The sequence below is a fragment of the Terrabacter sp. GCM10028922 genome (assembly GCF_042666095.1).
In the GTDB taxonomy this organism is placed as follows: Bacteria; Actinomycetota; Actinomycetes; order Actinomycetales; family Dermatophilaceae; genus Terrabacter.
The window spans coordinates 22,574-47,918 of record NZ_JBHTFG010000013.1 but is presented as its reverse complement, the minus strand read 5'-3'; the positions used below and the strand labels follow the sequence as shown (position 1 = coordinate 47,918).

Here is a 25,345-nt window from a genome sequence, read left to right as displayed (position 1 = left end):
AGCCGGGCACTACCGTGGGACACGAGAACCTCCGGGTTGGAGTGGGCCTTAGACAAGCCACATCCCATTCGGAGGTTCTCGTTTGTTCAAGCAGGCTCGCTGCTACCAACGTCGTGGCCGGGTACACCTAGAGCGTGTGCCCGACGTGACGGTGGGCCGCCGCTGCGCCGACGTCGCCGAGCTCCTGTCGGTCGCCGATGCCGGAGTCGGCGACACGGCCGTCGTCTCCTCCGACCTCCGCGGGCTCGACCTCACTGTGGTGAACCGGCTGCGCAGCAACAGGATCCGAGTCATCGGGGTGCACCCGCCGGACGACGAGGGCGCCGAGCGCCGGCTGCGGCAGCTCACCGTCACCGCCACGCTGCCCGCCGACGCGGGGGCCGATCGCTGGGCCGAGTGCCTTGCTGACACCACCGGCGCATCCGCGGACGAGCTCGAGGCGGCGCTCGCCGGCCCGGACGCTCCGGAGCCCTCAGCCCATGCCGGTCCTCCGACCGACGCGTATGCCGTCCCGCCCGTGTCGGCCGACGCCTCCTCTCACGAGGAGGCCGCGTCCTGGCGTCCGGCCGGAGCGGCGCGGTCAGGAGCGGCGACGGTCGGCGACCTCGACATCGACAGCTCCGACCCTCGCGACGTGGCCGCACCTTGCGGCGTCGACGGTCCGTCCGACGCCGACGACCTCAACGATCGCGGGCCCAGCGGGCGGGGCACGCGTGGGCCGTCCCGGGCGCCCGTCATCGCGGTCTGGGGCCCGACCGGTGCGCCCGGCCGCACGACCATCGCCACGACCCTCGCCGCCGAGCTCGCGGGTCGGGGAACCGAGGTCCTGCTCGTCGACGCCGACACCTACGGTGGGTGCGTCGCACAGGCGCTCGGGCTCCTCGACGAGGCCCCCGGCATCGCGGCCGCCTGCCGGGCCGCGGAGCAGGGCCTGCTCGACCTGCCCGCCCTGTCGCGGATCGCCCCCGAGGTGGTGTCCGGGCTGCGGGTGTTGACCGGGCTGCCCAAGGCCGAGCGCTGGCCGGAGGTGCGCGCCGCGGCGCTCGAGCGGGTGCTCGAGCTGAGCCGGTCCCTGGTCCAGGTGGTCCTCGTCGACTGCGGGTTCTGCCTCGAGGACGACGAGGAGCTGAGCTACGACACGGTGGCCCCACGCCGCAACGAGGCCACGCTCACCTCCCTGGCGGCCTCGGACCTCGTCGTCGCCGTCGGCGGAGCCGACCCGATCGCGCTGCAGCGTCTCGTCCGCGGACTGCAGGAGCTCGGCACCGTGCCGTCGGGCCAGCCGGTGCCGGTCGTCAACCGGGTGCGCGCCGCGGCCGTTGGCTCGCGACCCGAGTCGCGCATCGCCGACTCCCTGCTGCGCTTCGCCGGCCTGACGTCGGTGCGGTTCGTGCCCGAGGACGCGGCCGCGCTGGACGGCGCGCTGCTCGCGGGGCGCTCGCTCGTCGAGCACGCTCCCGAGTCGCCGGTGCGCCATGCCGTCGCCGACCTGGCCACCGCCCTCGTCCCGTGGTCCGCGCCCGCAGACCGGCGTCGCGAGCGCCGGAGCCGCCGGACGACCCGGCGGGCATCGGTGGCCGCCGGCGCATGAGCGACACGGCATACGGCACCGGGCACCCGCCGATGGGCACGGCGACCTCAGGGGGCGAAGAGGATGCTCAGGCCACCGAGCGTGTAGACGATCATGACGACCATGAGCGGCACCTGGCCGATGACCGCCGCTCTCCGGTCGAGCACGGTGACGGCGCGCTCGTGCGCGGCGAGCACGCCGAGCAGGTGGCCGACGACGATGCTGACCGCCTGGATCGTCGCCACGAGGGTCGGCTGGATGAGCGCGTCGTCGGGCGTGAGGTCGGCCGTGCCGAGCAGGTCAGCCCCCGTGCCGAGGGGGTCGGTCAGCAGCCGCCAGGCGTACTGCCCCTGGTAGACCCAGAGCGACCAGTAGTGCGCGACGACGTACCCGCCTGCGATGGGCAGCAGGGACGGCGCGATGTCGCTGACGAGCGCGAACGACTGGCGCACGGGCTCGCCCGCGAGGCGCACCGAGACCACCGAGGCGATCCAGAGCGTCAGGGCGACGAGCCCGAAGAACGCGAGCATCGTGACCGTCTTGAGCACCGACGAGGGTACCTGTGAGGTCTGCACGAACGTGGCCCACGACAGGTTGGCCGAGAAGCCGTCGTATGCCGTGCCGCCGAGCATGACGGCGACGGTGGGCACCAGGCCGCGCTGGCCGCGCAGGCTGTTGACGCCGTGCAGAGGCGTGCGCAGGACCCACCGCCCGTCGGCGCGGCGACCGAGCGGGGACAGCAACCCCAGCAGTCGGGACCATGCCTCGAACGGGTCCGCCCGGTCGAACCACACCCGACCGAAGACGGCTGCGCCGAGCAGGGAGACCGCGACGAAGCCGGCGACGAGCAGGCGCAGGAAGCCCAACGAGGTGTTCTCCTCGGCGACGAGCTCGACCCACGTGAAGGTTGCGAGACCGACGGCGGCGGGCCACAGGCCCCAGCGGTAGGGCAGCGCCGCGAGGTCGGGCGACACACGGGCGACCCTCAGCAGGCCGGCGTGCAGCGCCCGCAACGGGTTGATGAGGCGCCACACCGGGCCGAGGAGCATCGAGGCGAACGCCAGCCCGACCCAGAGCCAGACGTAGACGACGTGTGGCACCGGGTTGCGCGCGGAGTCGGGGCCGAGGACGAGCGCCGCGAGGGTCCAGACGGTGACGACGGCAGCGAGGACGCGAGCCACGACCCGGAGCCAGCCCGAGTCGAGCATGGCAGCGACCGGCCGGGGCAGCAGCAGGCCGTCGGTGTCCCGCAGCCGGGGTTCCCGCCAGAGGGTCCCGATGGCGACGAAGGAGATGAGCAGCGCCGCGAGGGCGCCGACGACGAGTGCCGCGAACGGTAGCGGCAGGTCGCCGCGGCTGCCGACGCCGTGCGCCGGCGCAAGTGCGACGACCACGTCAGCGCACGGCGACGGAGAGCAGGGTCAGGGCCGGCTCGTGCGTCTCGACCTCGTAGACGCCGGGTTCCTTGGCCGTCAGGCGCAGGGTCGCCGGCATCCCCGCCTGGAGTGGGGCCTCGACGTCGAAGCCGTGGGCGTGCAGCTCGTCGTCGTGGTCGCTGGTCACGACGAGCTCGAGGGTCGAGCCGACGGGCAGCTCGACCTGGGCCGGGGCCGGAGTCACGGTGGTCCCGGTGACGGTGACCTCGAGGCGCTTGACGGTGCCCGTCGACACCGCGCCCGTGGGCGCGCCGGACCCGCCGGCCGGGCTCCCCGAGGAGCACGCGGTCAGGCCCGTGAGCGCCAGGACGCAGACGGCATACGGAAGGGCACGAAACGCACGCATGGCCACGATCCTAGGCAGGGGCGTCTGGCAGAGTGTGACCATGTCCGACCGCCTGACCTCGCTCGACGCGTCGTTCCTCTACCTCGAGGAGGCCACCACGTCGATGCACGTCGGGTCGGTCATGGTCTTCGAGCCGCCGAGCGAGGGCTTCGACTACGACCAGCTCGTGCGGATCATCGAGAGCCGCATCGGCGCGATCCCGCGCTTCCGGCAGAAGGTCCGTGACGTCCCGGGCCGCATCGCCAACCCGGTCTGGGTCGACGACGAGGCGTTCGACCTGGGCTACCACGTGCGGCGCGCTGGTCTGCCACGCCCGGGGAGCGACCGCCAGCTGCAGGACTTCGTCGCCCGGGTCCAGCCCCGCAAGCTCGACCGCACGCGCCCGCTGTGGGAGGTCTACCTCGTCGAGGGCCTGCAGGACGGGCGCTTCGCGATCGTCACCAAGACGCACCACGCCCTCATCGACGGCGTCAACGCCCTCGACATCGCGCACGTCATCGTCGACGCCGTCAAGGGCGAGGACCTCGACGACGACCCGCCACCGTGGGAGCCGAGCCGTGGGCCGTCGTCGATCGAGCTGGTGACCGGTGCCGTGGTCGATGCGGTCCGCCGCCCGACCCAGGTGGTCGACCTCGTGCGCGGCGGGGTCAACGACGCCCTCAACGTGGGGCTTCGCGCCGTCGAGTCGGCCGGTCAGGTGCTCTCGACCGTGGCGCGCACCGCGGCGCGGCCCGCCCCCGACTCGCCGCTCAACGCCGAGATCGGCTCGGCTCGCCGCTGGGTGATGATCGCGACCGATCTCGACGACTACCGCCTCGTGCGCAAACGGCTCGCCCGCGGGGCGTACGCCGAGGACGTCACGATCAACGACGTCGTGCTCGCGACGATCGCCGGCGGCTTCCGCTCGTGGCTGCTCGGTCGAGGGGAGGCCGTCAGCTCGCACACGGTGGTGCGCGCCATGGTGCCGGTCAGCATCTACGGCGACGACCCGACCGGCATGTACGCCAACCAGGTGATGGCGTGTGTCGTGAACCTCCCGGTCGGCGAGCCGGGGGCCTCGATGCGGCTGCACCAGATCGCGTTCGCCATGCGTCAGCAGATGGAGGGCGGCCAGGCGGTCGGGGCCACCTCGCTCGCCAACCTCGCCGGATTCGCGCCGCCGACGCTGCATGCTCTCGGGGCCCGGCTCGGATCGGCGATGTCGCGCCGCCTCTACAACGTCATGATCACCAACGTCCCCGGGCCCCAGACGTCGCTGTACGCCGGTGACGCCAAGATGCTCTCGACCTACCCCGTGACGCCGCTCGCGAAGGGGCAAGCTCTCTCGATCGGGATCACCTCGTACGCCGGCGGCGTGTACTTCGGGCTCAATGCCGACCGCGAGGCGATGCCCGACGTCGACGTGCTCGGTCAGTCGATCGTCGAGTCGCTCGCCGAGCTGACGAGCGGCAGGGAGTCCTGATGCCCGTCGTGCGCGTGTACGTGCCGCTGGGGCGCGAGGACCTCGAACAGCTCGCTGCCGCAGGCTCCCTCGCCGCCGGTCCGGGCACGCCGCGCCAGGCGTATGCCGTCACCCCGGGCCTCGAGCGCGCGGCGCCGGGGCTCGACGTCGAGGACCTCGAGTACGCCGCCTTCAGCGACGCTGTCGCTGCCGCGGGCGCGCTGCGGGCGGCACCGATGGACCGGCGGGTCGTCGCGTCGGCCGATGCCGACCCCGCCTGGGTGGCGCCGCGCGAGGGATCGCCCGTGTCCGAAGTGCTTGTGACGGCGCCGATCCCGCTGTCGCGGGTCGCGTCGTTCCACGTCGACGACGACCTCGCTGGAGGGGTCGACGAGGACGCCGACGAGCTGCTCTGGTACGACGTCACCGAGCTCGACGACGTCCGCGGCTTCCTCCGGACCTGAGCCGCGGCGACCGTGGCCGACGAGGAGGTCGCCCTCTACGACGAGACGGGTCGGGTGTCCGGGTCGGCGCCCCGCTCGGTCATGCGCGCTCGCAACCTGCGTCACGCCGCATCCTCCGTCGTCGTGCGAGACCCGACCGGCCGGATCTACCTCCACCGGCGCACGACGACCAAGGACGTCTATCCGGGACTCCTCGACTTCGCGGCGGGTGGCGTGGTGCTCGCGGGGGAGGACCCCGACGTCGGTGCGGTGCGCGAGGCCGAGGAGGAGCTCGGCGTCTCCGGCGTCGCCCCCGAGCGCCTCGGTGTGGCCGACTACGCCGACGACGCCACGTCCTATCGGGCCTTCCGGTACGTCGTCGTGTGGGACGGCGAAGTCCGATGGCAACCGGAGGAGGTGGCGTGGGGTGAGTGGGTGACCGTCGAGGACCTCGTCGCGCGGATCGACGACGAGCCCGAGAGCTTCGTCCCGGACAGCGTGGCCGTCTGGTCGGCGATCGTGCGCGCGTGGGCGGCGGGTTGATGGCATGGAATGCATGGACCCAGATCCCTTGCCGCAGCCGAACGGTCGTGCTTTTATAGAGCCATGGGCAAGGGTGAGAACACGAAGACCGCCGTCCTCGACGAGGCGACCGAGCTCGCGTCGCTCGTCGGCCTCGGTGGCCTGACGATCGGGACTCTCGCGGCCGCGACCAAGCTGAGCAAGAGCGGACTCTACGCCCACTTCGCGTCCAAGGAGGCGCTCCAGGTCGAGGTTCTCCAGCACGCCCGCGACCGCTTCACCGACGTCGTCATGCGTCCGACCCTTGCCATGCCGCGCGGCGAGCCGCGGCTTCGGCGGTTCTTCGACCGGTGGCTCACCTGGCAGTCGACCGGGTTCGGCGGAGGCTGCATCTTCGTCGACGCCGCGAGCGAGTTCGACGACCAGGAGGGTGCGGTCCGGGATGAGCTGGTCCGCGCGGAGCGCGACAAGCTCGAGTCCGTCATCCTCATCGTCGGCACCGCCGTGAGCGAGGGACACTTCCGAGACGACGTGGACCCCGAGCAGTTCGCGTACGAGCTCGAGGGCATCGTCCTCGCCCACCACCACGCCCGGCGGCTCATGCGCGACGACGCGGCGGAGAGCCGCGCGAGGAGGGCGTTCGAGCGTCTCCTCGACAGCTGTCGACCCGCCGGTCGGTCCGGCTGAAGCGAGCCGGACCGACCGGCTCAGCATCTCGTCCCCACCCTCGACCACTCACCGTTCAGGAGCATCGCATGACCTTGATGGCCCTACAGAAAAGCACGATCGCTCGGTCTATTATTCGCCCGGGTTTCCGCAGCCTCGAGCCGTTCGCGCCCCACGCAGCGGCACGGCTCGCCGAGCGCCTCTGGTTCCGGCTCCCCGACCGACTCCCGACACGTGTCGGCGTCGCGTCGGTCGATGGCGCCCTCCGGATGCGCGAGCTGCTCGGGGCGCCCTTCGAGGTGCAGCTGCGCGGACGCGTGGTCCGTGGCTGGTCCTGGGGGGACGGTCCGGTCGTCTACCTCGTCCACGGCTGGGGTGGCACGCTCGAGCAGATGACACCCCTCGTGTCGCCCCTGCTCGAGCGAGGCCTGTGCGTCGTGGCCTTCGACGGCCTCAGCCACGGCCACTCCGACCCTGGCCGGCACGGGGCCCGCTCGAGCGACGCAGTCGAGCTGGGACGGGCACTCGACGCCGTCGCGGCCCGGTTCGGTCCCGCCCGTGGCGTGGTGGCCCACTCCATGGGCGCGCTGGCGTCGCTCCTCGCCGTGCGCGACGGATGGCTCGCAACGGAGCGGCTCGTCGCGGTGGCCCCGCCGTCCGGCATACCGGACCTGCTCGAGCGGTTGCGTGCCGAGCTCGCCCTGGGCGAGCGCTCGACCCGACGGCTCAGCGAGCGCGCACGTCGTCGCACCGGCTACGACGTCGAGGCGCTCGACCTCGTCAGGATCGCGGCCGCGCTGTCGCCCGCCGAGCGACCCGAGCTCCTCGTCGTGCACGACCTGCTGGACCGTGAGGCCGCGCACGAGCCGTCGAGACGGCTCGTGCGCTCCTGGCCAGGGGCGCAGCTGCTCTCGACGACCGGGCTCGGCCACCGGAGGGTCCTGGCCGACGCGGCGGTCGGGGGAGCGGTCGCCCGCTTCGTCGACCGGCTGCCGATCGAGCCCACGCTGCACGGCGAGGACCGCCCCCAGCCACTCGCTCCCGGCACCGTGCTCGGGTCCGGCCGCCGGGAGACGGTGGCCTCATCCGCCCGGGCCGGCGCGGCCTGAGCGTCCCACTGGCTGGTCCGGGGGAGTCGCGCCCGCACGATCGCTTGTTACGTTTCGGTAATGGACTTCACCGCCGACGAGTACGCCCGCCGCGACGCCGACCGACTCCGAGAGATCCTGTCCGGTCCGCCCGTGACGTGGGTCTTCCTCGGCGACAGCATCACCCAGGGTGTCGCCCACACGCACGGTCACCGCAGCTACGTCGAGCACTTCGCCGAGCGCGTCCGCGGTGAGCTGGGACGCCGTGGCGACACCGTCGTCAACAGCGGGGTGTCCGGTGCGACTGCAGAGGACCTGTTGTCGGAGTTCCACTGGCGTGCAGGGCGGTTCGCGCCAGACGTGGTCTTCGTGATGTTCGGCACCAACGACATCCTCGCCGGTGACGACGGCGTGCGTGGCTTCCGCTACCGCATCGACCAGATCGTCCAGCGCTCCCGCGACGTCGGCGCCACCGTCGTGCTGCAGACACCCCCACCCGTGCTCGAGGGCGACGGCCGCACCCCGCGCGTCCTCGCGCTCTATGCCGAGGCCGTGCGTGAGGTCGCCCGCGACCTCGGGGTTCTCGTCGTCGACCATTCCGCAGCGTGGCGCGAGGCTGCCGACGGAGAGGTCGCTCCCGAAGGCTGGCTCGACGACAGCTTCCACCCCGGATCCCGGGGTCACCACGAGCTCACCCTCACCCTGCTCTCGACACTGGGCATCGCGGACGGCTCGAGCGCGGTGTGTTCGCTCGTCATCGAGGACGGCGTCGGCGCCAACGCCTGAGGGTCGGCCCCTGCCGGCCGGGGTCAGGGCAGAGTCAGGGTCTGTCAGGGTCCGATCAGGGCCGTCCCCAGCAGCGCTCACGGCCCGTCAGGCGCGACGATGGACCCATGACACAACCCATCCCGCACCCGTCCGGTCACTCCCTGACGCCGACGAGCGACGAGCGCACCTGGGCCATCCTCGGGCACCTCGCCGCCATCATCGCCGCGATCATCTCCGTCGGCTGGCTCAGCGTCGTCGGCCCGCTCGTCATCTGGGCCATCTACAAGGACCGCAGCGTGTTCGTCCGTCAGGCGGCCGCAGGGTCCTTCAACTTCAACCTCGCCGTGTGGGCCGCGATCATCGTCGGCTGGCTCATGTTCTTCACGGTCATCCTCATCCCGGTCGCGATCATCGTGTGGATCGTCGCCATCGTCGCGGCACTGTGGTTCCACGTCCGCGCGGCCATGGCGGCCAACCGCGGCGAGTCCTACCGCTACCCGTGGAGCATCACCGTCCTGCACTGACAGGCACTCCTGCGGACATGGAACGATGGGGTGGCCCGCCCACGAGGCGGCCACCCCAGCGCCCGTGCCGGGCGCACACCGTGCCGACCCAGCAGGAGAACTTGATGGACGCCGTGACCCACGTGCCCGCACCGGCGAACGAGCCGGTGCTCGACTACGCGCCGGGCTCGCCCGAGCGAGCCGCGCTGGAGGTCGCCCTCGCCGAGCTGGGCGGTACCCAGACCGAGCTGCCCCACACGATCAACGGCCAACGGGTCACGGGGACCGGTCGCGAGCTCGCCGTCCGTCAGCCGCATGCACACCGAAAGGTGCTCGGCACGCTCCGCAACGCGACCGTCGAGGAGGGGCAGGCCGCCGTCGATGCAGCCAAGGCCGCCGCGCCGATGTGGCGCGAGCTCGCCTTCGACGACCGCGCCGCCATCCTGCTCAAGGCCGCCGAGCTGCTCTCCGGTCCGTGGCGCGCCCGCCTCAACGCCGCGACCATGCTCGGCCAGAGCAAGACGGCCTACCAGGCCGAGATCGACGCGGCCTGTGAGCTCATCGACTTCTGGCGGATCAACGTCCACTTCGCGCGGCAGATCCTCGAGCAGCAGCCGCCGCTCAACGCCAAGGGCATCTGGAACCGCTCCGACTACCGGTCGCTCGAGGGCTTCGTCTACGCGATCACACCGTTCAACTTCACGGCGATAGCCGGCAACCTTCCCACCGCACCGGCGCTCATGGGCAACACCGTCGTCTGGAAGCCGAGCCCGACCCAGCAGCTCGCGGCCCAGCTGACGATGGAGCTGCTCGAGGAGGCGGGAATGCCCCCCGGGGTCATCAACATGGTGACGGGCGACGGCATCGAGGTGAGCAAGGCAGCCCTCGCCGACGAGGACCTCGCCGGCATCCACTTCACCGGCTCGACGCCGACCTTCAAGCACCTGTGGCACGAGGTCGGCACGAACCTCGACCGCTACCGCACCTACCCGCGCCTCGTCGGCGAGACCGGCGGCAAGGACTTCATCCTCGCCCACCCGAGCGCCGACCCGGCCGTGCTGCGCACCGCCATGATCCGCGGCGCCTTCGAGTTCCAGGGCCAGAAGTGCTCGGCGGCATCGCGCGCCTACGTGCCCGCGTCGGTGTGGATGCAGATCAAGGACGACCTCGTCGACATCACGAACGGCCTGACGCAGGGCGACGTCACGGACCTGTCCAACTTCATGGGCGCCGTCATCGACGACCGCGCGTTCGCCAAGCACCGGGACGCCATCGATCGCGCGCACGAGGCGCCCGGCATCGACATCGTCGCCGGCGGCACCTATGACGACTCCGAGGGCTACTTCGTGCGCCCGACCGTCCTCGAGATCAAGGACGCCCGCGACGAGTCGTTCCGCACCGAGTACTTCGGTCCGATCCTGTCGGTGCACGTCTTCCCGGACTCGCAGTACGACGCGGTCCTCGACCAGATGGAGCGGTTCGCGCCGTACGGCCTGACCGGTTCGATCATCGCCCAGGACCGCGGCGCCATCGCCGACGCCACGAAGCGCCTGCGGTTCGCCGCCGGCAACTTCTACATCAACGACAAGCCGACCGGCGCGGTCGTCGGCCAGCAGCCGTTCGGCGGTGGTCGGGCCTCGGGCACCAACGACAAGGCCGGCGCCGCACAGAACCTGCTGCGCTGGACGAGCGTGCGCTCGATCAAGGAGACGTTCGTCCCGCCGACCGACCACACCTACCCGCACATGGGCTGACGGCCGAGCCGCCCAAGCACACCCGAGGGCGTATGCCGCCGGGCTCGCTTCCCGAGGGAGGCGGGCCCGGCGGCCCCGTGTGCTGACGGCGTCGGTCAGATGCGCTCGGCGAGCCAGGCCTGACCCGTGCGCTGCTCACTGCGGATCGCGTCGAGGACCGCCGGCGCGGCCGCCTTCTCCACCTTGCCGCCGAAGAGCGGGATCGAGGCCTTGAGGTCGCCGTCGATCGAGATCTCGCTGCCGCCGCCGGAGGCCGTGAGCCGGACCGTGGACCGCATCGCGACGGGCGCTCCCGCGACCTCGACCGTGAGGGTGCCCCTGCGTGACCCGTCACCTGCGGCGGCACCCCACTCGTAGGTCTCGGTGACCGAGAGCGTCGAGCCGACGATGGACCTGGCGAAGTCGGGGAGGTCGTCGGCCGGGAGGTCGCGCTTCGTCACGACGCGAGCGCCGTCGCCGACCGTGCTGACTGCGGCCTCGTGGCGCTGCGCCCCGGCGTCGATGCACTTGCGCTGCTGGAAGGCCTCGTCGGTGACCATGGCGTAGACGGTCTCGGGTGGGGCGGCATACGTGATCGTCTCGGTGATCCTCATGGCGGACACGCTATTGCACGCCTGCCGGCGCGGAGTCAGGTGCTGGACCGCGCCCGGTCCGAGAGCGCCGCCAGGGTCGCGCCCGACTGCTCGAGCTCGCGGCGCAGCCCGGCCAGCTCGCGCGACCGGACCGCCGTGACACGGTTGAGCAGCTCCTGCAGGCGCTCTCGCTCGGCCAGGCGCTCGCCCGGCTCGACCCGACTCGGACCGGACCGCTCGACGACGAGGTGGCCCTCGACGACGAGGTCGCAGCGCGCCAGGGCTGGTTCGAGGGTGCGCAGCCGCGCCGCCGACTCGACGACCGTCGTCGTCCACGACTGGAGCAGGCCGCCGACCCGGTCGAGCTGCGTCGCGGCGCGGGTCAGCAGGTCGCGCTCGCGCGGCGTCGGGTCCGTGTGGCCGCCACGGGCTGCACGGGATGCCGCGTCCTCGAGGTCGACGACGAGGTCGGCGAGTCGCCCGGCCTGCCTGCGCAGGGCGCCGCCGAGGGCCGACGTCGATCCGGGATCGCCGGGGGAGATGCTCATCGGGAATCGCCCTGTGTCATGGGGTTGACGGACGTCCCAGCGGCCCCGGCGGGCGTGGGCCTCGTCGCACTCGCGTGCCCGGAGGCGGGCCCGGTCCCGAGGTCGAGCAGCCGCTCCTCGAGGGCCTCGGAGAGGGCGCGCAGGGTGTCGGCCGCCTGCTCCACCCATGCGTCCAAAGCCCGCTGCGTGGGCAGGTCCCCGAGGTCTGGCAGATGGGTCAGCAGCACGTCGGACAGCTCGCGCGCTGTCGACCTGGCAGCGATGAGGACCCGAGTCGTCGCGGGATCTGCAGCTCCCGGAACCCGGCTCCCCTCGGTCATGGCACCACTCTAGGCACCACCCGGCGAGCGTCACCCGACTTCTCCACCGGGGGCGGTTCGGGCCGGGGCCCGGACGGCGATAGGCTCGCATCGTGAATGCGCGGCACAACGACGTGTCGCGACACGGGCCGCACGGTGAGGAAACCGACAAGCGCATGTCTGCGTCACTCGAACAGTCTCGAATCGACGTCCTGAAAGCCGCTGCCGCTGCAGTGGCACCTCCCCCTCGGCGGGGTCGAGGACGATCCAGCGGCGCTGAACCCCGTGACCTCGAGGACTTCCTCCTCGCCTACTACCGACTCGTCGCCACCGAGGACCTGCTGGCGCGTCCGGCGCGCGAGCTCTCGACGATCGCCCTGGCACACCGTGACTTCGCGCAGGACCGCCCCGTCGGCACGTTCAACGTGCGTGCGTTCAACCCGACGGCCGACGACGAGGGATGGTCGACGAACCACACTGTCGTGCAGATCGTCGTCGACGACATGCCCTTCCTCGTCGACTCCGTCGTGGCGGCCCTCGGTGGGTTCGACCGCGGCGTGCACATCATCGTGCACCCGCAGATGACGGTGTCGCGCACCGTCACCGGCGAGCTGAAGACCGTCGTCACGGACGGCTCGACCACCGTCCAGTCGAGCTCCGTCGGCCTCGCGCGTGAGTCGTGGATGCACCTCGAGATCGACCGTCTCCCGAGCGATGCCCTGCCCGACGTCGAGGCCCGTCTGCGCCACGTGCTCGAGAACGTCCGCGACTCGGTCGAGGACTGGCCGAAGATGCGCGCCCACGCGCTCACGATCGCGAGCGAGCTCCGCTCGGCGACGCCGCCCGGCACCGACCCGCACCACGCACGCGAGGCGAGCCGCTTCCTCGAGTGGCTCGCGCACAACAACTTCACCTTCCTCGGCTACCGCGAGTACTCCCTGACCCACGAGAACGGCAAGGACGTCTCGCGTCAGGTCCCGGGCACCGGTCTTGGTCTGCTCCGCTACGACCGTCCTTCTGCCGCAAAGGGACTCGTGCTGACGCCGGCCGCCAGCCGGGTCGCTCGCGACTCCAACATCCTCATCATCACGAAGGCCAACTCGCGGGCGACGGTCCACCGCGACGTCTACCTCGACTACATCTCGATCAAGCGCTTCAACGCGCGCGGCGAGTGCGTGGGGGAGCAGCGCTTCCTCGGCCTCTACGCGTCGGCTGCCTACAACGACACGATCCACGACATCCCGCTGCTCGACGTGCGCGCCCAAGAGGTGCTCCGGCTCACCGGCCTGAGCGCTGACAGCCACTCGGGCAAGGACATCCTGCAGATCCTCGAGACCTACCCGCGCGACGAGCTCTTCCAGACGAGCCCGGCCCAGCTGGCCGACATCGCGACGAGCGTGCTGCACCTGCAGGAGCGCCGCAAGACCAAGCTCTTCCTCCGCCGTGACGAGTTCGGCCGCTTCGTCTCGTGCCTCGTCTACCTCCCGCGCGACCGTTACAACACCACGGTCCGCCTGCGCATCGAGGCGATCCTGCTCGCGGCCTTCGGTGGCGACAACATCGACAACACGACGCGCGTCAGCGAGTCGACGCTCGCCCGCCTGCACTTCGTCGTTCGTATGCCGACCGGCACCGACATCCCCGACGTCGACGAGGCGGCCCTGGAGCAGCGCGTCATCGACGCGACCCGCACCTGGGACGAGGACCTCTCCGAGGCGCTCAGCCAGGCACGCGGGCTCGAAGGGGCAGCGCGGACGATGGCGGCCTACGCCAAGGCGCTGCCCGAGGCGTACAAGGAGGACTTCGGCGTCGAGACGGCCGTGGAGGACCTCGACCGCATCGACGCCCTCGGCGACGGCGACCGCACCACCGGGCTGCACCTCTACGCCGACCCAGCCTCGGACGACCCGCGCGAGCGCCGCTTCAAGCTCTACCGCCGAGCCGACCTCTCGTTGACCCAGGTGCTCCCGCTCTTCACGCACCTCGGCGTCGAGGTCACGGACGAGAGGCCCTACGAGGTGCCCGGGCCCGACGGGCGCACCCTGCACATCTTCGACTTCGGGCTGCGCGCCGACGCCCGGATCTGGGGTTCGGGCGACGGGGCCCTCGCCGACGACGTCCGCGAGCGGTTCGAGGAGGTCTTCCGGGCGGTCTGGGACGGCCGTGCCGAGTCCGACGGCTTCAACGCCCTCGTCCTCGCGGCTGGGCTCACGTGGCGCCAGGTGGTCATCCTGCGCACCGTCGCGAAGTACCTCCGTCAGACCGGCTCGACCTTCTCGCAGGACTACGTCGAGTCGGCGCTCGTCGCCAACACCGGCATCGCGCGCAGCCTGGTCGAGCTCTTCGAGGCGCGGTTCGACCCGGATGCCTTCCCTGACACCGGGGCCGGGCACGACAGGCGCGCGGCGAAGGAGAAGCAGCTCGTCTCCCGCATCCGAGAGGCGCTCGACGACGTGGCGAGCCTCGACCACGACCGCATCGTGCGAGCCCTGCTCGGCGTCATCCAGGCGAGCCTGCGCACGAACTTCTACCAGCCCGACGAGCACGGCCACGACAAGTCGTACGTCTCGCTCAAGCTCAACCCCAAGAAGGTGCCGGACCTGCCGGCGCCGCGCCCGATGTTCGAGATCTGGGTCTACAGCCCCCGCGTCGAGGGCGTGCACCTGCGCTTCGGCAAGGTCGCCCGGGGTGGGCTGCGCTGGTCGGACCGACGCGAGGACTTCCGCACCGAGATCCTCGGTCTCGTCAAGGCCCAGATGGTCAAGAACGCCGTCATCGTCCCGACCGGCAGCAAGGGCGGTTTCTACGCCAAGCAGCTGCCCGACCCGGCCGTCGACCGCGCGGCCTGGCTCGACGAGGGCATCGCGTCCTACAAGCTCTTCATCTCCGGCCTGCTCGACGTCACCGACAACCTCGTCTCGGGGGCGGCGGTGCCTCCGCACCGCGTCGTGCGCCACGACGAGGACGACACCTATCTCGTCGTGGCCGCCGACAAGGGCACGGCGAAGTTCTCCGACATCGCCAACGGACTGTCGTCCGACTACGGCTTCTGGCTCGACGACGCGTTCGCTTCGGGTGGCTCGGCCGGCTACGACCACAAGGTCATGGGCATCACCGCCCGTGGCGCGTGGGAGTCGGTCAAGCGCCACTTCCGAGAGCTCGGTGTCGACACGCAGTCCGAGGAGTTCACGGTCGTCGGTGTCGGCGACATGAGCGGCGACGTCTTCGGCAACGGCATGCTGCTGTCGGAGCACATCCGGCTCGTGGCCGCGTTCGACCACCGGCACATCTTCGTCGACCCCGACCCCGACGCCGCCACCTCGTACGCCGAGCGCCAGCGCATGTTCGACCTGCCGGGTTCGTCGTGGGCCGACTACGACGCCACGCTGATCAGCAGGGGAGGCGGCGTCTTCGACCGGTCGGCGAAGTCGGTGCCGGTCTCGCCGCAGATGGTCGCGGCTCTCGGCCTGCGCGCCAACACCAAGAGCATGACCCCGGCCGAGCTGATGAAGGCGATCCTGGTCGCCCCGGTCGACCTGCTCTGGAACGGCGGCATCGGCACGTACGTCAAGGCCACCGGCGAGACGAACTCCGAGATCGGCGACCGAGCCAACGATGCGATCCGCGTCAACGGCAGCGACCTGCGGTGCAAGGTGGTCGGCGAGGGCGGCAACCTCGGCGCCAGCCAGCTCGGCCGCATCGAGGCGGCCCTCGCCGGTGTCCGGATCAACACCGACGCCATCGACAACAGCGCGGGCGTCGACACGTCCGACCACGAGGTCAACATCAAGATCCTGCTCACCGAGCTGACCCGCTCGGGCGAGCTGACGATGAAGCGGCGCAACACCCTGCTCGCCTCGATGACCGACGAGGTGGCCCAGCAGGTGCTGCGCGACAACTACGAGCAGAACGTGCTGCTCGGCAACGCCCGCGCTCAGCAGCACGCGATGCTCACGGTGCACGAGCGCCTCATCCAGTTCCTCGAGGAGCACGGTGACCTCGACCGGGGCCTCGAGTTCCTGCCGAGCGACGCCGAGATCGGGCGGCGCAACAAGGACGGGCTCGGCCTGTCGTCGCCGGAGTTCTCGGTGCTCGTCGCCTACGCGAAGCTCTACCTCAAGAACCAGCTCATCGCGACGTCGCTGCCCGACGACCCCTGGTTCAGGACGACTCTCGCCGAGTACTTCCCGAAGCCGTTGCGCGCCAAGTACGCCGAGCAGATCGCCGCGCACCCCCTGCGCCGCGAGATCATCACGAACTCCGTCGCGAACTCCATGGTCAACCGCGGCGGCATCACGTTCGCGTACCGGGCCGTGGAGGAGACCGGTGCCACGCCCGAGCAGGTCGCCCGCGCGTACGTCGTGTGCCGTGAGGTGTTCGACCTCGCAGGTTTCGTGCGCCGCGTCGAAGCCACCGACAACGTGGTCAGCACGGCTGCCCAGACCGCGCTCTACCTCGAGTTCCGTCGCCTCATCGACCGCTCCGTGCGATGGTTCCTCACCTCGCGCCCAGCGGCGCTCGACATCGCCGCCGAGGTCGCGCGGTTCCGACCGGGCATCCAGACGTATGGCGGGCGCATCGCCGAGCTGCTCCAGGGCAGCGAGCGCAACCGCATGCTGCGTCGAGCCCGCGAGCTCGAGGGCAAGGGCGTGCCGGAGGAGCTCGCCCTGGCCGCCGCGTCGCTGCTCGACGCGTACTCGCTGCTCGACTGCATCGAGATCGCCGAGGACACCGGGGAGAAGCTCGACGACGTCGTCGGGGTCTACTTCCTGACGTCCGAGACGTTCTCGATCGACGCGATGCTGACGCGCGTGACGATGCTGCCACGTGACGACCGCTGGGACGCTCTCGCCCGTGGCGCCCTGCGCGACGACCTGTACACCGTCCTTGAGAGCCTCTCCCGGTCGGTCCTCGAGGTGAGCAGTTCCAGACACGATGCGGCCACCCGCCTCGCGGAGTGGTCCGAGCTCAACGCCGACGCGCTCGGCCGCGCCAAGGCCGCGCTGGGCGGTATCGAGAGGATGAGCCACGCGGGCATCGCGGCGCTGTCCGTCGCGCTGCGCACGCTGCGCACGGTCACGAAGCCCGCCGCGTCGGGAGCGCCGGCCCCGGTCGAGGTCCCCACCGGCGCGGGCACGCCGGCCGAGGGCGAGCAGGTGCTCGCCTCGAAGGCACCGGGCAGGACCGCGGCCGCGAAGAAGGCCGCCTCGGGGCCGGCGGCCCCGAAGGAGTCGAGGTCGAAAGCAGCCGCCAGGAAGGCGACAGGCAGGACGGCGCCCGCCAAGGGAGCCTCGAGCAAGACAGCCGCGACCAAGGCAGCCGCGACCAAGGCGTCCACGACGAAGGCGTCAGCAAGAAAGACGACCAAGGCGGCGTCGGCCCCCGCGGGCAAGGTCGCCGCGAAGAAGGCTCCGGCCAAGAAGGCGACCGCGCGGCGCGCCGCCGCCGTTGCCGCGAGGAAGTCGACCGGTACCGCAACCGCGAGAGCGGCTGCGGCTCCCGACAGCTGACCGGCTCACCGACACGACGAGGGCCACCGCCTCGCTCCCGGACACCGTCCGGGAGCGGGGCAGTTCGCGCAATAGGCTCGTACCGTGGCAACCCTGAGCGAGCTCCTGCGCGGGCGGACCAACCTGCCCGACCACGACGTCGAGTGGCTGCAACTGCTCGTCGGCGACTGGCAGCTCGTCGCTGACCTCTCGTTCGCCGACCTCGTGCTGTGGGTCCGCTCGACCAGCGACCGGTGGGAGGCCGTCGCCCACGTACGGCCGACCACCGGCCAGCTCGTCTTCGTCGAGGACCAGGTCGGTCGGGTGGCCGACCCCGGGCGCACCTGCGACCTGCTCGACGAGGCGTCGGCCGAGCAGCGCATCCTGCGCGTGCGCCAGGTCGTCGTGCCCCATGAGCACGGGCCCGACCAGTCCGTGCGCGAGGAGTACATCCCCGTCGTGCGCGGCGGTCACGTGGTCGCTGTGATGACCCGCCACACGAACCTCTGGACCACCCGCACGCCGAGCCGTCTGGAGCTGACCTACCTCGCGACCGCCGACGCCCTGTGCCGGATGGTCACGGGCGGGGAGTTCCCACACAGCAGCGCGCCGACGGGCCTCCGGCGTGGCGCTCCGCGGGTCGGTGACGGCGTCATCCGCCTCGACGTCGACGGCATCGTCACGTACGCGAGCCCGAATGCCGTGTCGGCCCTGCACCGCCTCGGGCACCTCGGCGAGGTGGTCGGGGCGAGCCTGGCGCAGATCGTCACCGAGAACGTGCGTGAGTCCTACCCGGTCGACGAGGGCCTGCCGCTCGTCGTCACGGGCCGGCAGCCCTGGCGTACGGAGGTCGTTGCGGGCGGCACCACGGTCTCGATGCGAGCGATCCCCCTGACCGAGGCCGGTCAGCGGTTCGGCGCGATCGTGCTCATGCGCGACGTCGGCGAGCTGCGCCGACGCGAGCGCGAGCTCATGACGAAGGACGCGACGATCCGGGAGATCCACCACCGCGTCAAGAACAACCTCCAGTCCGTCGCGGCGCTGCTGCGGCTCCAGGCCCGGCGCGTTCCCGAGGGGGAGGCCCGGGTGGCGCTCGCCGAGGCCGAGCGACGGGTCGGGACGATCGCCATGGTCCACGACCAGCTGAGCCAGGGCTTCGACGAGACCGTCGACTTCGACGCGATCGCGCAGCGTGGGCTGGGCGCCGTGGTGGAGGTGTCGGCCAACGGCGCACCGGTCCACACCGTCACGAGCGGCTCGTTCGGCCGGCTGCGGGCCGAGGACGCGACGTCACTGGCGATGATCATGAGCGAGCTCGTGCAGAACGCCATCGAGCACGGCCTCGGCGACGCCGGGGGAGAGGTCCGCATCGACATCGAGCGCCTCGCCGACGAGCGGGGTCAGCCCATGGTGGTCGTCTCCGTCGAGGACGACGGCAAGGGCATCGACCCGGCCCGGCGCCCCGGCTCCGGCCTGGGCACCCAGATCGTCCAGTCGCTCGTGGGCGACCTCCAGGGCCGCATCACGTGGGAGCCGGTGGTGCCGCACGGGACGCGCGCCCGGTTCACCGCGAGCCTGCGCCCGATCACCTGAGACGGGCACACGGCATCCGGCCCGCGGTGCCCCGCAGGGCAGAGCAGCCAAAAGCCCGGCGACCGTGCTGGTCACCGGGCTCGCGGTCGGGTGGTGCGGGTCAGCCAGCGCGGCGGGCCCGCGCGTTGCGACGCTTCAGGGCTCGACGCTCGTCCTCGGAGAGGCCACCCCACACTCCGGCGTCCTGGCCGGTCTCGAGGGCCCACTTGAGGCACGTGTCGATCACCGGACAGGTCCGGCACACGGCCTTCGCCTCTTCGATCTGCAGGATGGCCGGTCCGGTGTTCCCGATGGGGAAGAACAGCTCCGGGTCGGCATCCAGGCAGGCAGCGCGGTCGCGCCAATCCATGTGGATCGTGCTCCTTCATGTATGTCGGTTCGGCACCAGCGTCCGGGTGTCGGTCACGGTGCATGTACTCGGGCGCCAGCGTCGTTGTCGGAGCCTGGTCATGGGTATCGCGCGGTCACGGAGGATGACCCCCTGACCAACGGAAACGCGTACGAAATGGTTCCGTACGCGTCGCGGGCCATGATCCAGTGTGATCGACATCCACGTCCGTGTTCAACGCCCTGGGCGCAGATCACACCAAGGATTGAGTCTATCGCAGACGGCTCCCAGTTCCAGACCTCGTCCCGTCCGCGGACACCTTCGACCTCGTGGAGGGGCCGCCCAGCCACCGTCGCTAGGCTGCGGGAGTGACCGAACCGACCTCTCGGAGCCGTGAGATACGCGGATCCCACCGCGCCGCAGGACTTCTCACGCTCCTGGAAGCGCTCGTGCTGCTCGGCTTCGCCGTCTTCTACGCCTACGAGATGGTGACGGGTGCCACAGAACACCTGACGGTCGCGGCGACCTCCGGCGCCCTCATCCTCGTCTTCGGGATCGGGCTGCTGGCGCTCGCGCGCGGCTGGGCCCGGGCGGCGGACTGGCCGCGCACGCCGACGCTGCTCTGGAACGCCCTCCTGCTGCCCGTCGCGTGGTCGCTCCAGGAGTCCGGACGCACGACCATCGCGCTTGCCGTGGCCGCAGTCGCGGCGGCGAGCATCGTCGCGGCCCTCTCGGCACCGGGGCGGCGCGACGAGGCCGACCCCGACGGTGACGTCGTCAGCTGAGCGAGAGCCAGTCGTTCCAGCCGTTGTGCAACACGAGCCAGGCGATGAGGCCGTAGCCCGCCTGGCCGGGGTGCGCCCGGTCGGGGCTCGCGGCGAGGTCGGCCATCCACTGGTCGTGGGTCGCGAGCGGGCGGTAGCAGTCGACGTAGGTGATGCCCCGACGCGCGCACACGTCGGCCTGCGCCTCGGCGAGGGCCTCGATGCGGCGGTTCAGGTCGGCGTCGAGGGTGGGCGTGAGGCCGACGACGAAGACGCCAATGCCGGCGTTGGTCGCCTCGTCGAGCACGTTGGCCAGGTTGAGCCGCGACCGGGCCATCGTCATGCCGGACAGGAGGTCGTTGGTGCCCACGGACAGCACGAGACGGCGCTCGCTGCGCCCCGCCCACCGCGGGTGGCACTCGGCGCCCCAGCGGGCCACGACGTCCCCCGAGGTGTTGCCGCGGACGCCGAGGTTGTAGGCGGTGAGGTCGAGGTCGGGGTGCTGGGTGCGGGCGACGACGCGGCCGACCCAGCCGAGACCCTTGGGATCGCCGTAGCCGGCCGTCATCGAGGCGCCGACGAAGACCATCCCGACGTCGCGGACACCCTCGGCGACCGCGAACTCGGCACTCGGCGCGTAGTACGGCTCGGGGGGTGGTGCCGCGGGCGCAGCAGGAGCGGGGGCCTGGGCCGGCTCGGTAGCCGGCGCGGCGGCATACCTCCCGGGTGCCTCGTCGGTGAACTGCGTGTGGGACGAGGGGTACGCGGGGCCCACGCCGTAGGGCGCCCTCGGGGCCTCGGCCTGGGTGCCGGCGTTGTCGCTGCGGTCGCTCACGTGCTCAGTCCTCGTCGTCGTCCAGCCGGGCGAGCCACGTCGCGAGCCGCTCGACCGGCACCTCGAACTCGGGGTTGAGGTCGACGAACGTGCGCAGCTGCTCGGCGAGCCACTCGAAGGTGACCTCCTCCTCGCCGCGCCGGGCCGCCAGCTCCTCGATGCCCCTGTCGGTGAAGTACACGTGGCGAGGCTATCGCGTGCCGGGGCGGCGTTTGCGAAGGCGGGCCGCGGAACAGCACGAGCAGCCCTCTGGCGCCGACGTATGCCGTGAGCCGCCGCAGGCAGCGAGGGACCCCGCCGTCGTGGCGGGGTCCCTCGCGTGCACCGGGAGCGGCTCGAGACCCGGGCTCAGCGACCGAACGCGCGGTCCATGATCTCGGCCTGCTCGAGCGCGTGCTTCTTCGACGAGCCGGTGGCCGGTGACGCCGCGGCCTTGCGAGCCACGACGCGCCACGGACGGGTCTCGCCCATCTCGCAGAGGTCCTCGTGCAACCACTGCGCCATGAGGGGCCAGGCGCCCTGGTTGCGGGGCTCGTCCTGCACCCAGAGGAGCTCGGCCCCGGGGTAGCTGGCCGCCGCCTGCTTGATCTCCTTCTCGGGGATCGGGTACAGCTGCTCGACACGGACGATCGCCGTGGACGTGTCGCCGCGCTTCTCGCGCTCGGCGTCGAGCTCGTGAACGATCTTGCCCGATGCGAACAGGACGCGCGTCACGTCCTTCGTCACGCCCTCGTGGTCGCTGAGGACCGGCTGGAAGCCGCCCTGGGTGAACGCCTCGACAGCGCTGGCCGCAGCCTTGCTGCGGAGCATCGACTTCGGCGTGAAGACGATGAGCGGCGTGCGCGGACGGGCGTAGGCCTGACGGCGCAGCAGGTGGAAGTAGCTCGCTGCCGTCGACGGGTAGGCGACGGTCATGTTGTTCTCGGCGCACAGCTGCAGGTAACGCTCGATGCGCGCCGAGCTGTGGTCGGGGCCCTGGCCCTCGTAGCCGTGGGGGAGCAGGAGCACGACCGAGCTGCGCTGGCCCCACTTCTGCTCGGAGCTGGAGATGAACTCGTCGACGATGGTCTGCGCGCCGTTCGCGAAGTCGCCGAACTGCGCCTCCCACAGCACCAGCGCGTCGGGTCGCTCGACCGAGTAGCCGTACTCGAAGCCCATCGCGGCGTACTCCGACAGGAGCGAGTCGTAGACCCAGAAACGGGCCTGCCCCTCGCCGAGGTAGAGCAGCGGCGTCCACTCCTCCGCGTTGTTCTTGTCGATGAGCACGGCGTGGCGTTGCACGAACGTGCCGCGGCGGCTGTCCTGACCGGCGAGGCGGATCGGCGTCCCCTCCTTGAGGAGCGTGCCGAACGCGAGCAGCTCGGCCATGGGCCAGTCGATGCCGCCCTCACGGACCATCTGGGCGCGCTTGTCCATGAGCTGCTTGAGCTTCGGGTGGATCGTGAAGCCCTGCGGCGGGTTGGCGAAGGTCTCGCCGATGTGGACGATCTCGCCGGCCGGGACGCCCGTCTCGGTGGCCGAGCGGACCGGGGCCTCGTCGTCCTGGACCTGGGCCGTCGGGCGCTCGAGTCCGGCGTTGTCGGGGGCGTCGGACTCGCTGGCGCGCGGCACCGGCGCCGACGCCTTCTTCGCCTCACGCGTCTCGACGAAGACCCGCTCGAGCTGCTGCTGGTAGTCGCGCAGCGCGGCCTCGGCGTCCTCGACGCTGATGTCTCCGCGGCCGATGAGCGACTCGGTGTAGAGCTTGCGGACCGAGCGCTTGGCCTCGATGAGGTTGTACATGAGCGGCTGCGTCATCGACGGGTCGTCGCCCTCGTTGTGACCGCGGCGGCGGTAGCACACCATGTCGACGACGACGTCCTTGTTGAACTCCTGACGGAACTCGTAGGCCAGCTCGGCCACCCGCACGCACGCCTCGGGGTCGTCGCCGTTCACGTGGAAGATCGGCGCCTGGATCATGCGCGCGACGTCGGTCGAGTACACCGACGAGCGCGAGCTGCTGGGCGACGTCGTGAAGCCGACCTGGTTGTTGATGACGACGTGGATCGTGCCGCCGGTGCGGTAGCCGCGCAGCTGGGAGAGGTTGAGCGTCTCGGCCACGACGCCCTGGCCCGCGAACGCCGCGTCGCCGTGCAGGAGCACGGGCAGCACGGTGAACGACTCGCCGGCGAGGTTGAGGCGGTCCTGCTTCGCGCGGACGATGCCCTCGAGCACCGGGTTGACGGCCTCGAGGTGCGACGGGTTGGCCGCGAGGTAGACCTTCGTCTTGCTGCCGTCCTCGGAGACGAACTCGCCCTCGGTGCCGAGGTGGTACTTCACGTCGCCCGAGCCCTGGACCGACTTGGGGTCCTGGGTGCCCTCGAACTCGCGGAAGATCTGGCCGTAGGACTTGCCCGCGATGTTGGCGAGCACGTTGAGGCGGCCGCGGTGCGGCATGCCGATGCAGACCTCGTCGAGCTTCTCGCTCGCGGCGCGGCACAGGATGCGGTCGAGGAGCGCGATGACGGACTCGCCGCCCTCGAGGGAGAAGCGCTTCTGGCCGACGAACTTCGTCTGCAGGAACGTCTCGAAGGCCTCGGCGGCGTTGAGGCGGCGCATGATGCGCTTCTGCTCGTCGCGGCTCGCCTTCTCGTAGGGCCGTTCGACCTTGTTCTGGATCCACTTGCGCTGCTCGGGGTCCTGGATGTGCATGTACTCGATGCCGACGGTGCGGCAGTACGAGTCACGCAGGATGCCGAGGATCTTGCGCAGCTTGAGGAACGGGTAGCCGCCGAAGCCGCCGGTCGCGAAGGTGCGGTCGAGGTCCCACAGCGACAGGCCGTGCGTCGTGACGTCGAGGTCGTGGTGCCGACGCTGCTTGTACTCCAGCGGGTCGGTGTCGGCCATGAGGTGGCCGCGGACGCGGTAGGCGTGGATGAGCTCCTGGACGCGGGAGACCTTGTTGATGTCGTCGTCGTGCGAGGAGTCGACGTCCTGCGTCCAGCGGATCGGCTCGTACGGGATGCGCAGCGACTCGAAGATCTCGTCGTAGAAGCGGTTGTCGCCGAGGAGCAGCTGGTGGATGATCCGCAGGAAGTCGCCGCTCTGGGCCCCCTGGATGATGCGGTGGTCGTACGTCGAGGTGATCGTGAGGATCTTGCTCACGGCGTTGCGGTTGAGCGTCTCGGTGCTGGCGCCCTGCCACTCGGCGGGGTAGTCGAGCGCGCCGACGCCGATGATGGCGCCCTGGCCCTTCATGAGACGCGGCACCGAGTGGACGGTGCCGATGCCGCCGGGGTTGGTGAGCGAGATCGTCGTGCCCTGGAAGTCCTCGACCGTCAGCTTGTTGGACCGGGCCTTGCGGACGATGTCCTCGTAGGCGGTCCAGAAGTGGACGAAGTCCATCTCCTCGGCCGACTTGATCGACGGCACGACCAGGGTCCGGCTGCCGTCGTCCTTCTGCAGGTCGATGGCGAGGCCGAAGTTCACGTGGGCCGGCTGGACGAGGGCGGGCTTGCCGTCCTTGTCGGTGAAGCCGTTGTTCATCTCCGGCATGATCGCCAGGGCCTTGACCATCGCGTAGCCGATGATGTGCGTGAAGCTGACCTTGCCGCCGCGCGATCGGGCGAGGTGGTTGTTGATGACGACACGGTTGTCGATGAGCAGCTTGGCGGGGACGGCGCGAACGCTCGTCGCCGTCGGGACGGTGAGCGAGACCTCCATGTTGGCCACGACGCGCGAGGACGCACCGCGCAGCGGGGTCACGGCGTCCTCGTTGACCGGGCCGGTGCCCTTGACGGCGGGGATGTCGCGCGGCTTGGGCGCCTCGGCGACGGGCTCGGTCTTGGGCTCGGTCTTCGCCTCGGGCTTGGGCTCCGGCGCGGGCGCGCTCTTGGCCTCGGTGGCGGCCGGGAGCGTGGCCTCGGTCTTGGGCTCGGCCGTCGGCTGGGCCTTCGGTGCAGCAGCGGGCGGTGCCGCAGGAGCGGGTGCGCCGTTCGCCGAGCCGTTGGACGCCTGGGCGTCAGGGGCTGCAGGGGCAGCAGGGGCAGCAGGGGCAGCAGGGGCAGCCGGTGTGGCCGGGGCCGCGGAGGCCGTGCCGGTCGTCGTCTTCGGCGCGGTCGCGGTCGCCGCCCGGCTCGCGCCTCCGCTCGTCTCGGCCTCACTCGGCCGGTAGTCCTCGAAGAACCCCCACCAGGCCTTGTCGACCGACGACTTGTCGGTCAGGAACTGCTGGTAGAGCTCGTCGACGAGCCATTCGTTCGGACCGAATGCAGCAATCGGGTCACCGGACGTGGACTGATCGGACACGGCGAATGCGCCTCTTTCATTTGGCTTGGTTGCGACGGTGCGTATACAGGGGTCAAGCCTAGCCCCGAACGCCCCGATACCGGACGGCGGCTC

The 25,345-nt window shown here is 71.1% G+C and carries 21 protein-coding genes; 12 read left to right on the top strand and 9 right to left on the bottom strand.

Translation table 11 applies throughout. The annotated features are described in order from the left end of the window. Positions 1-136: 136 nt before the first annotated feature. Entirely contained in the window at positions 137-1,591 is a 1,455-nt protein-coding gene (locus ACFQU3_RS13715) for a CpaE family protein (RefSeq protein WP_385910647.1), read from the top strand. A 47-nt stretch (positions 1,592-1,638) separates the two neighbouring features. On the opposite strand, the gene ACFQU3_RS13710 is transcribed toward ACFQU3_RS13715, so the two are convergent. After that, positions 1,639-2,964: a hypothetical protein gene (locus tag ACFQU3_RS13710; protein WP_385910645.1), complete on the bottom strand. Its 1,326-nt coding sequence runs from the start codon at positions 2,962-2,964 to the stop codon at positions 1,639-1,641. Between the two features lies 1 nt (position 2,965). Beyond that, on the bottom strand, positions 2,966-3,352 hold the full coding sequence (locus ACFQU3_RS13705; protein ID WP_385910643.1) for a hypothetical protein: 387 nt from the start codon (positions 3,350-3,352) through the stop codon (positions 2,966-2,968). A gap of 40 nt (positions 3,353-3,392) precedes the next feature. Between ACFQU3_RS13705 and ACFQU3_RS13700 the strand changes: the two genes are divergently transcribed. The 8 genes from ACFQU3_RS13700 to pruA all read left to right on the top strand — a co-directional run bounded on the left by ACFQU3_RS13700 (position 3,393) and on the right by pruA (position 10,537). Next, positions 3,393-4,814, top strand: coding sequence for a wax ester/triacylglycerol synthase family O-acyltransferase (locus ACFQU3_RS13700; protein ID WP_385910641.1), 1,422 nt, complete (start codon positions 3,393-3,395; stop codon positions 4,812-4,814). Beyond that, entirely contained in the window at positions 4,814-5,257 is a 444-nt protein-coding gene (locus ACFQU3_RS13695) for a DUF6912 family protein (RefSeq protein ID WP_385910639.1), read from the top strand. Before ACFQU3_RS13700 ends, ACFQU3_RS13695 begins: the two co-directional genes overlap by 1 nt. A 12-nt stretch (positions 5,258-5,269) precedes the next feature. Beyond that, positions 5,270-5,779, top strand: coding sequence for an NUDIX domain-containing protein (locus ACFQU3_RS13690; protein ID WP_385910638.1), 510 nt, complete (start codon positions 5,270-5,272; stop codon positions 5,777-5,779). Positions 5,780-5,842: 63 nt separating this feature from the next. Further along, positions 5,843-6,445: a TetR/AcrR family transcriptional regulator gene (locus ACFQU3_RS13685; protein ID WP_385910636.1), complete on the top strand. Its 603-nt coding sequence runs from the start codon at positions 5,843-5,845 to the stop codon at positions 6,443-6,445. Between the two features lie 77 nt (positions 6,446-6,522). After that, positions 6,523-7,533 carry an alpha/beta hydrolase gene (locus ACFQU3_RS13680; RefSeq protein WP_385910635.1) on the top strand — a complete coding sequence of 337 codons (1,011 nt, stop codon included), beginning with the start codon at positions 6,523-6,525 and terminating at the stop codon, positions 7,531-7,533. 60 nt (positions 7,534-7,593) lie between these two features. Next, positions 7,594-8,298: an SGNH/GDSL hydrolase family protein gene (locus tag ACFQU3_RS13675; protein ID WP_385910633.1), complete on the top strand. Its 705-nt coding sequence runs from the start codon at positions 7,594-7,596 to the stop codon at positions 8,296-8,298. Between the two features lie 107 nt (positions 8,299-8,405). Next, positions 8,406-8,804 carry a DUF4870 domain-containing protein gene (locus ACFQU3_RS13670; protein ID WP_385910631.1) on the top strand — a complete coding sequence of 133 codons (399 nt, stop codon included), beginning with the start codon at positions 8,406-8,408 and terminating at the stop codon, positions 8,802-8,804. 104 nt (positions 8,805-8,908) lie between these two features. Then, complete coding sequence (gene pruA, locus ACFQU3_RS13665) at positions 8,909-10,537, top strand: L-glutamate gamma-semialdehyde dehydrogenase (RefSeq protein ID WP_385910629.1); 1,629 nt, start codon at positions 8,909-8,911, stop codon at positions 10,535-10,537. A 95-nt stretch (positions 10,538-10,632) separates the two neighbouring features. Here pruA and ACFQU3_RS13660 read toward each other — a convergent pair whose 3' ends face one another. From ACFQU3_RS13660 to ACFQU3_RS13650, 3 genes are read right to left on the bottom strand one after another with little or no spacing between them, the layout of a single operon-like run. Next, positions 10,633-11,130, bottom strand: coding sequence for a DUF2505 domain-containing protein (locus ACFQU3_RS13660; RefSeq protein WP_385910627.1), 498 nt, complete (start codon positions 11,128-11,130; stop codon positions 10,633-10,635). A gap of 35 nt (positions 11,131-11,165) precedes the next feature. Continuing rightward, positions 11,166-11,657 (bottom strand): hypothetical protein, encoded by a 492-nt coding sequence (locus ACFQU3_RS13655; protein WP_385910625.1) that lies wholly within the window; start codon positions 11,655-11,657, stop codon positions 11,166-11,168. After that, positions 11,654-11,977, bottom strand: a complete 324-nt coding sequence (locus ACFQU3_RS13650) for a hypothetical protein (RefSeq protein ID WP_385910623.1) — start codon at positions 11,975-11,977, stop codon at positions 11,654-11,656. The genes ACFQU3_RS13655 and ACFQU3_RS13650 overlap by 4 nt, the downstream gene beginning before the upstream one ends. A gap of 155 nt (positions 11,978-12,132) precedes the next feature. Between ACFQU3_RS13650 and ACFQU3_RS13645 the strand changes: the two genes are divergently transcribed. Next, positions 12,133-17,466 carry an NAD-glutamate dehydrogenase domain-containing protein gene (locus ACFQU3_RS13645; protein ID WP_385910621.1) on the top strand — a complete coding sequence of 1,778 codons (5,334 nt, stop codon included), beginning with the start codon at positions 12,133-12,135 and terminating at the stop codon, positions 17,464-17,466. Positions 17,467-17,550: 84 nt separating this feature from the next. Beyond that, positions 17,551-19,038: a sensor histidine kinase gene (locus ACFQU3_RS13640; protein WP_385910619.1), complete on the top strand. Its 1,488-nt coding sequence runs from the start codon at positions 17,551-17,553 to the stop codon at positions 19,036-19,038. Positions 19,039-19,138: 100 nt separating this feature from the next. Here the strand turns inward: ACFQU3_RS13640 and ACFQU3_RS13635 are convergent, their stop codons facing one another. Beyond that, complete coding sequence (locus ACFQU3_RS13635; RefSeq protein WP_013493302.1) at positions 19,139-19,387, bottom strand: WhiB family transcriptional regulator; 249 nt, start codon at positions 19,385-19,387, stop codon at positions 19,139-19,141. Positions 19,388-19,734: 347 nt separating this feature from the next. Here ACFQU3_RS13635 and ACFQU3_RS13630 point away from each other — a divergent pair, with 347 nt between their 5' ends. After that, complete coding sequence (locus ACFQU3_RS13630; protein ID WP_385910616.1) at positions 19,735-20,151, top strand: hypothetical protein; 417 nt, start codon at positions 19,735-19,737, stop codon at positions 20,149-20,151. On the opposite strand, the gene ACFQU3_RS13625 is transcribed toward ACFQU3_RS13630, so the two are convergent. From ACFQU3_RS13625 to ACFQU3_RS13615, 3 genes are all read right to left on the bottom strand, one after another. Continuing rightward, positions 20,144-20,965, bottom strand: a complete 822-nt coding sequence (locus tag ACFQU3_RS13625) for a GDSL-type esterase/lipase family protein (RefSeq protein ID WP_385910614.1) — start codon at positions 20,963-20,965, stop codon at positions 20,144-20,146. The genes ACFQU3_RS13630 and ACFQU3_RS13625 overlap by 8 nt on opposite strands. 4 nt (positions 20,966-20,969) lie before the next feature. Further along, complete coding sequence (locus ACFQU3_RS13620; RefSeq protein WP_142184561.1) at positions 20,970-21,146, bottom strand: DUF6104 family protein; 177 nt, start codon at positions 21,144-21,146, stop codon at positions 20,970-20,972. A 167-nt stretch (positions 21,147-21,313) separates the two neighbouring features. Then, positions 21,314-25,252 (bottom strand): multifunctional oxoglutarate decarboxylase/oxoglutarate dehydrogenase thiamine pyrophosphate-binding subunit/dihydrolipoyllysine-residue succinyltransferase subunit, encoded by a 3,939-nt coding sequence (locus tag ACFQU3_RS13615; protein WP_385910612.1) that lies wholly within the window; start codon positions 25,250-25,252, stop codon positions 21,314-21,316. Positions 25,253-25,345 lie beyond the last annotated feature (93 nt).

Bases quoted from the DNA above. Each gene is read 5' to 3' on its own strand.
- ACFQU3_RS13655 (WP_385910625.1), bottom strand. From the start codon at position 11,657: ATGAGCATCTCCCCCGGCGATCCCGGATCGACGTCGGCCCTCGGCGGC.
- ACFQU3_RS13670 (WP_385910631.1), top strand. From the start codon at position 8,406: ATGACACAACCCATCCCGCACCCGTCCGGTCACTCCCTGACGCCGACG.
- ACFQU3_RS13705 (WP_385910643.1), bottom strand. From the start codon at position 3,352: ATGCGTGCGTTTCGTGCCCTTCCGTATGCCGTCTGCGTCCTGGCGCTC.
- ACFQU3_RS13635 (WP_013493302.1), bottom strand. From the start codon at position 19,387: ATGGATTGGCGCGACCGCGCTGCCTGCCTGGATGCCGACCCGGAGCTG.
- ACFQU3_RS13695 (WP_385910639.1), top strand. From the start codon at position 4,814: ATGCCCGTCGTGCGCGTGTACGTGCCGCTGGGGCGCGAGGACCTCGAA.
- ACFQU3_RS13680 (WP_385910635.1), top strand. From the start codon at position 6,523: ATGGCCCTACAGAAAAGCACGATCGCTCGGTCTATTATTCGCCCGGGT.
- pruA (WP_385910629.1), top strand. From the start codon at position 8,909: ATGGACGCCGTGACCCACGTGCCCGCACCGGCGAACGAGCCGGTGCTC.
- ACFQU3_RS13700 (WP_385910641.1), top strand. From the start codon at position 3,393: ATGTCCGACCGCCTGACCTCGCTCGACGCGTCGTTCCTCTACCTCGAG.
- ACFQU3_RS13685 (WP_385910636.1), top strand. From the start codon at position 5,843: ATGGGCAAGGGTGAGAACACGAAGACCGCCGTCCTCGACGAGGCGACC.
- ACFQU3_RS13650 (WP_385910623.1), bottom strand. From the start codon at position 11,977: ATGACCGAGGGGAGCCGGGTTCCGGGAGCTGCAGATCCCGCGACGACT.
- ACFQU3_RS13675 (WP_385910633.1), top strand. From the start codon at position 7,594: ATGGACTTCACCGCCGACGAGTACGCCCGCCGCGACGCCGACCGACTC.
- ACFQU3_RS13645 (WP_385910621.1), top strand. From the start codon at position 12,133: ATGTCTGCGTCACTCGAACAGTCTCGAATCGACGTCCTGAAAGCCGCT.
- ACFQU3_RS13660 (WP_385910627.1), bottom strand. From the start codon at position 11,130: ATGAGGATCACCGAGACGATCACGTATGCCGCCCCACCCGAGACCGTC.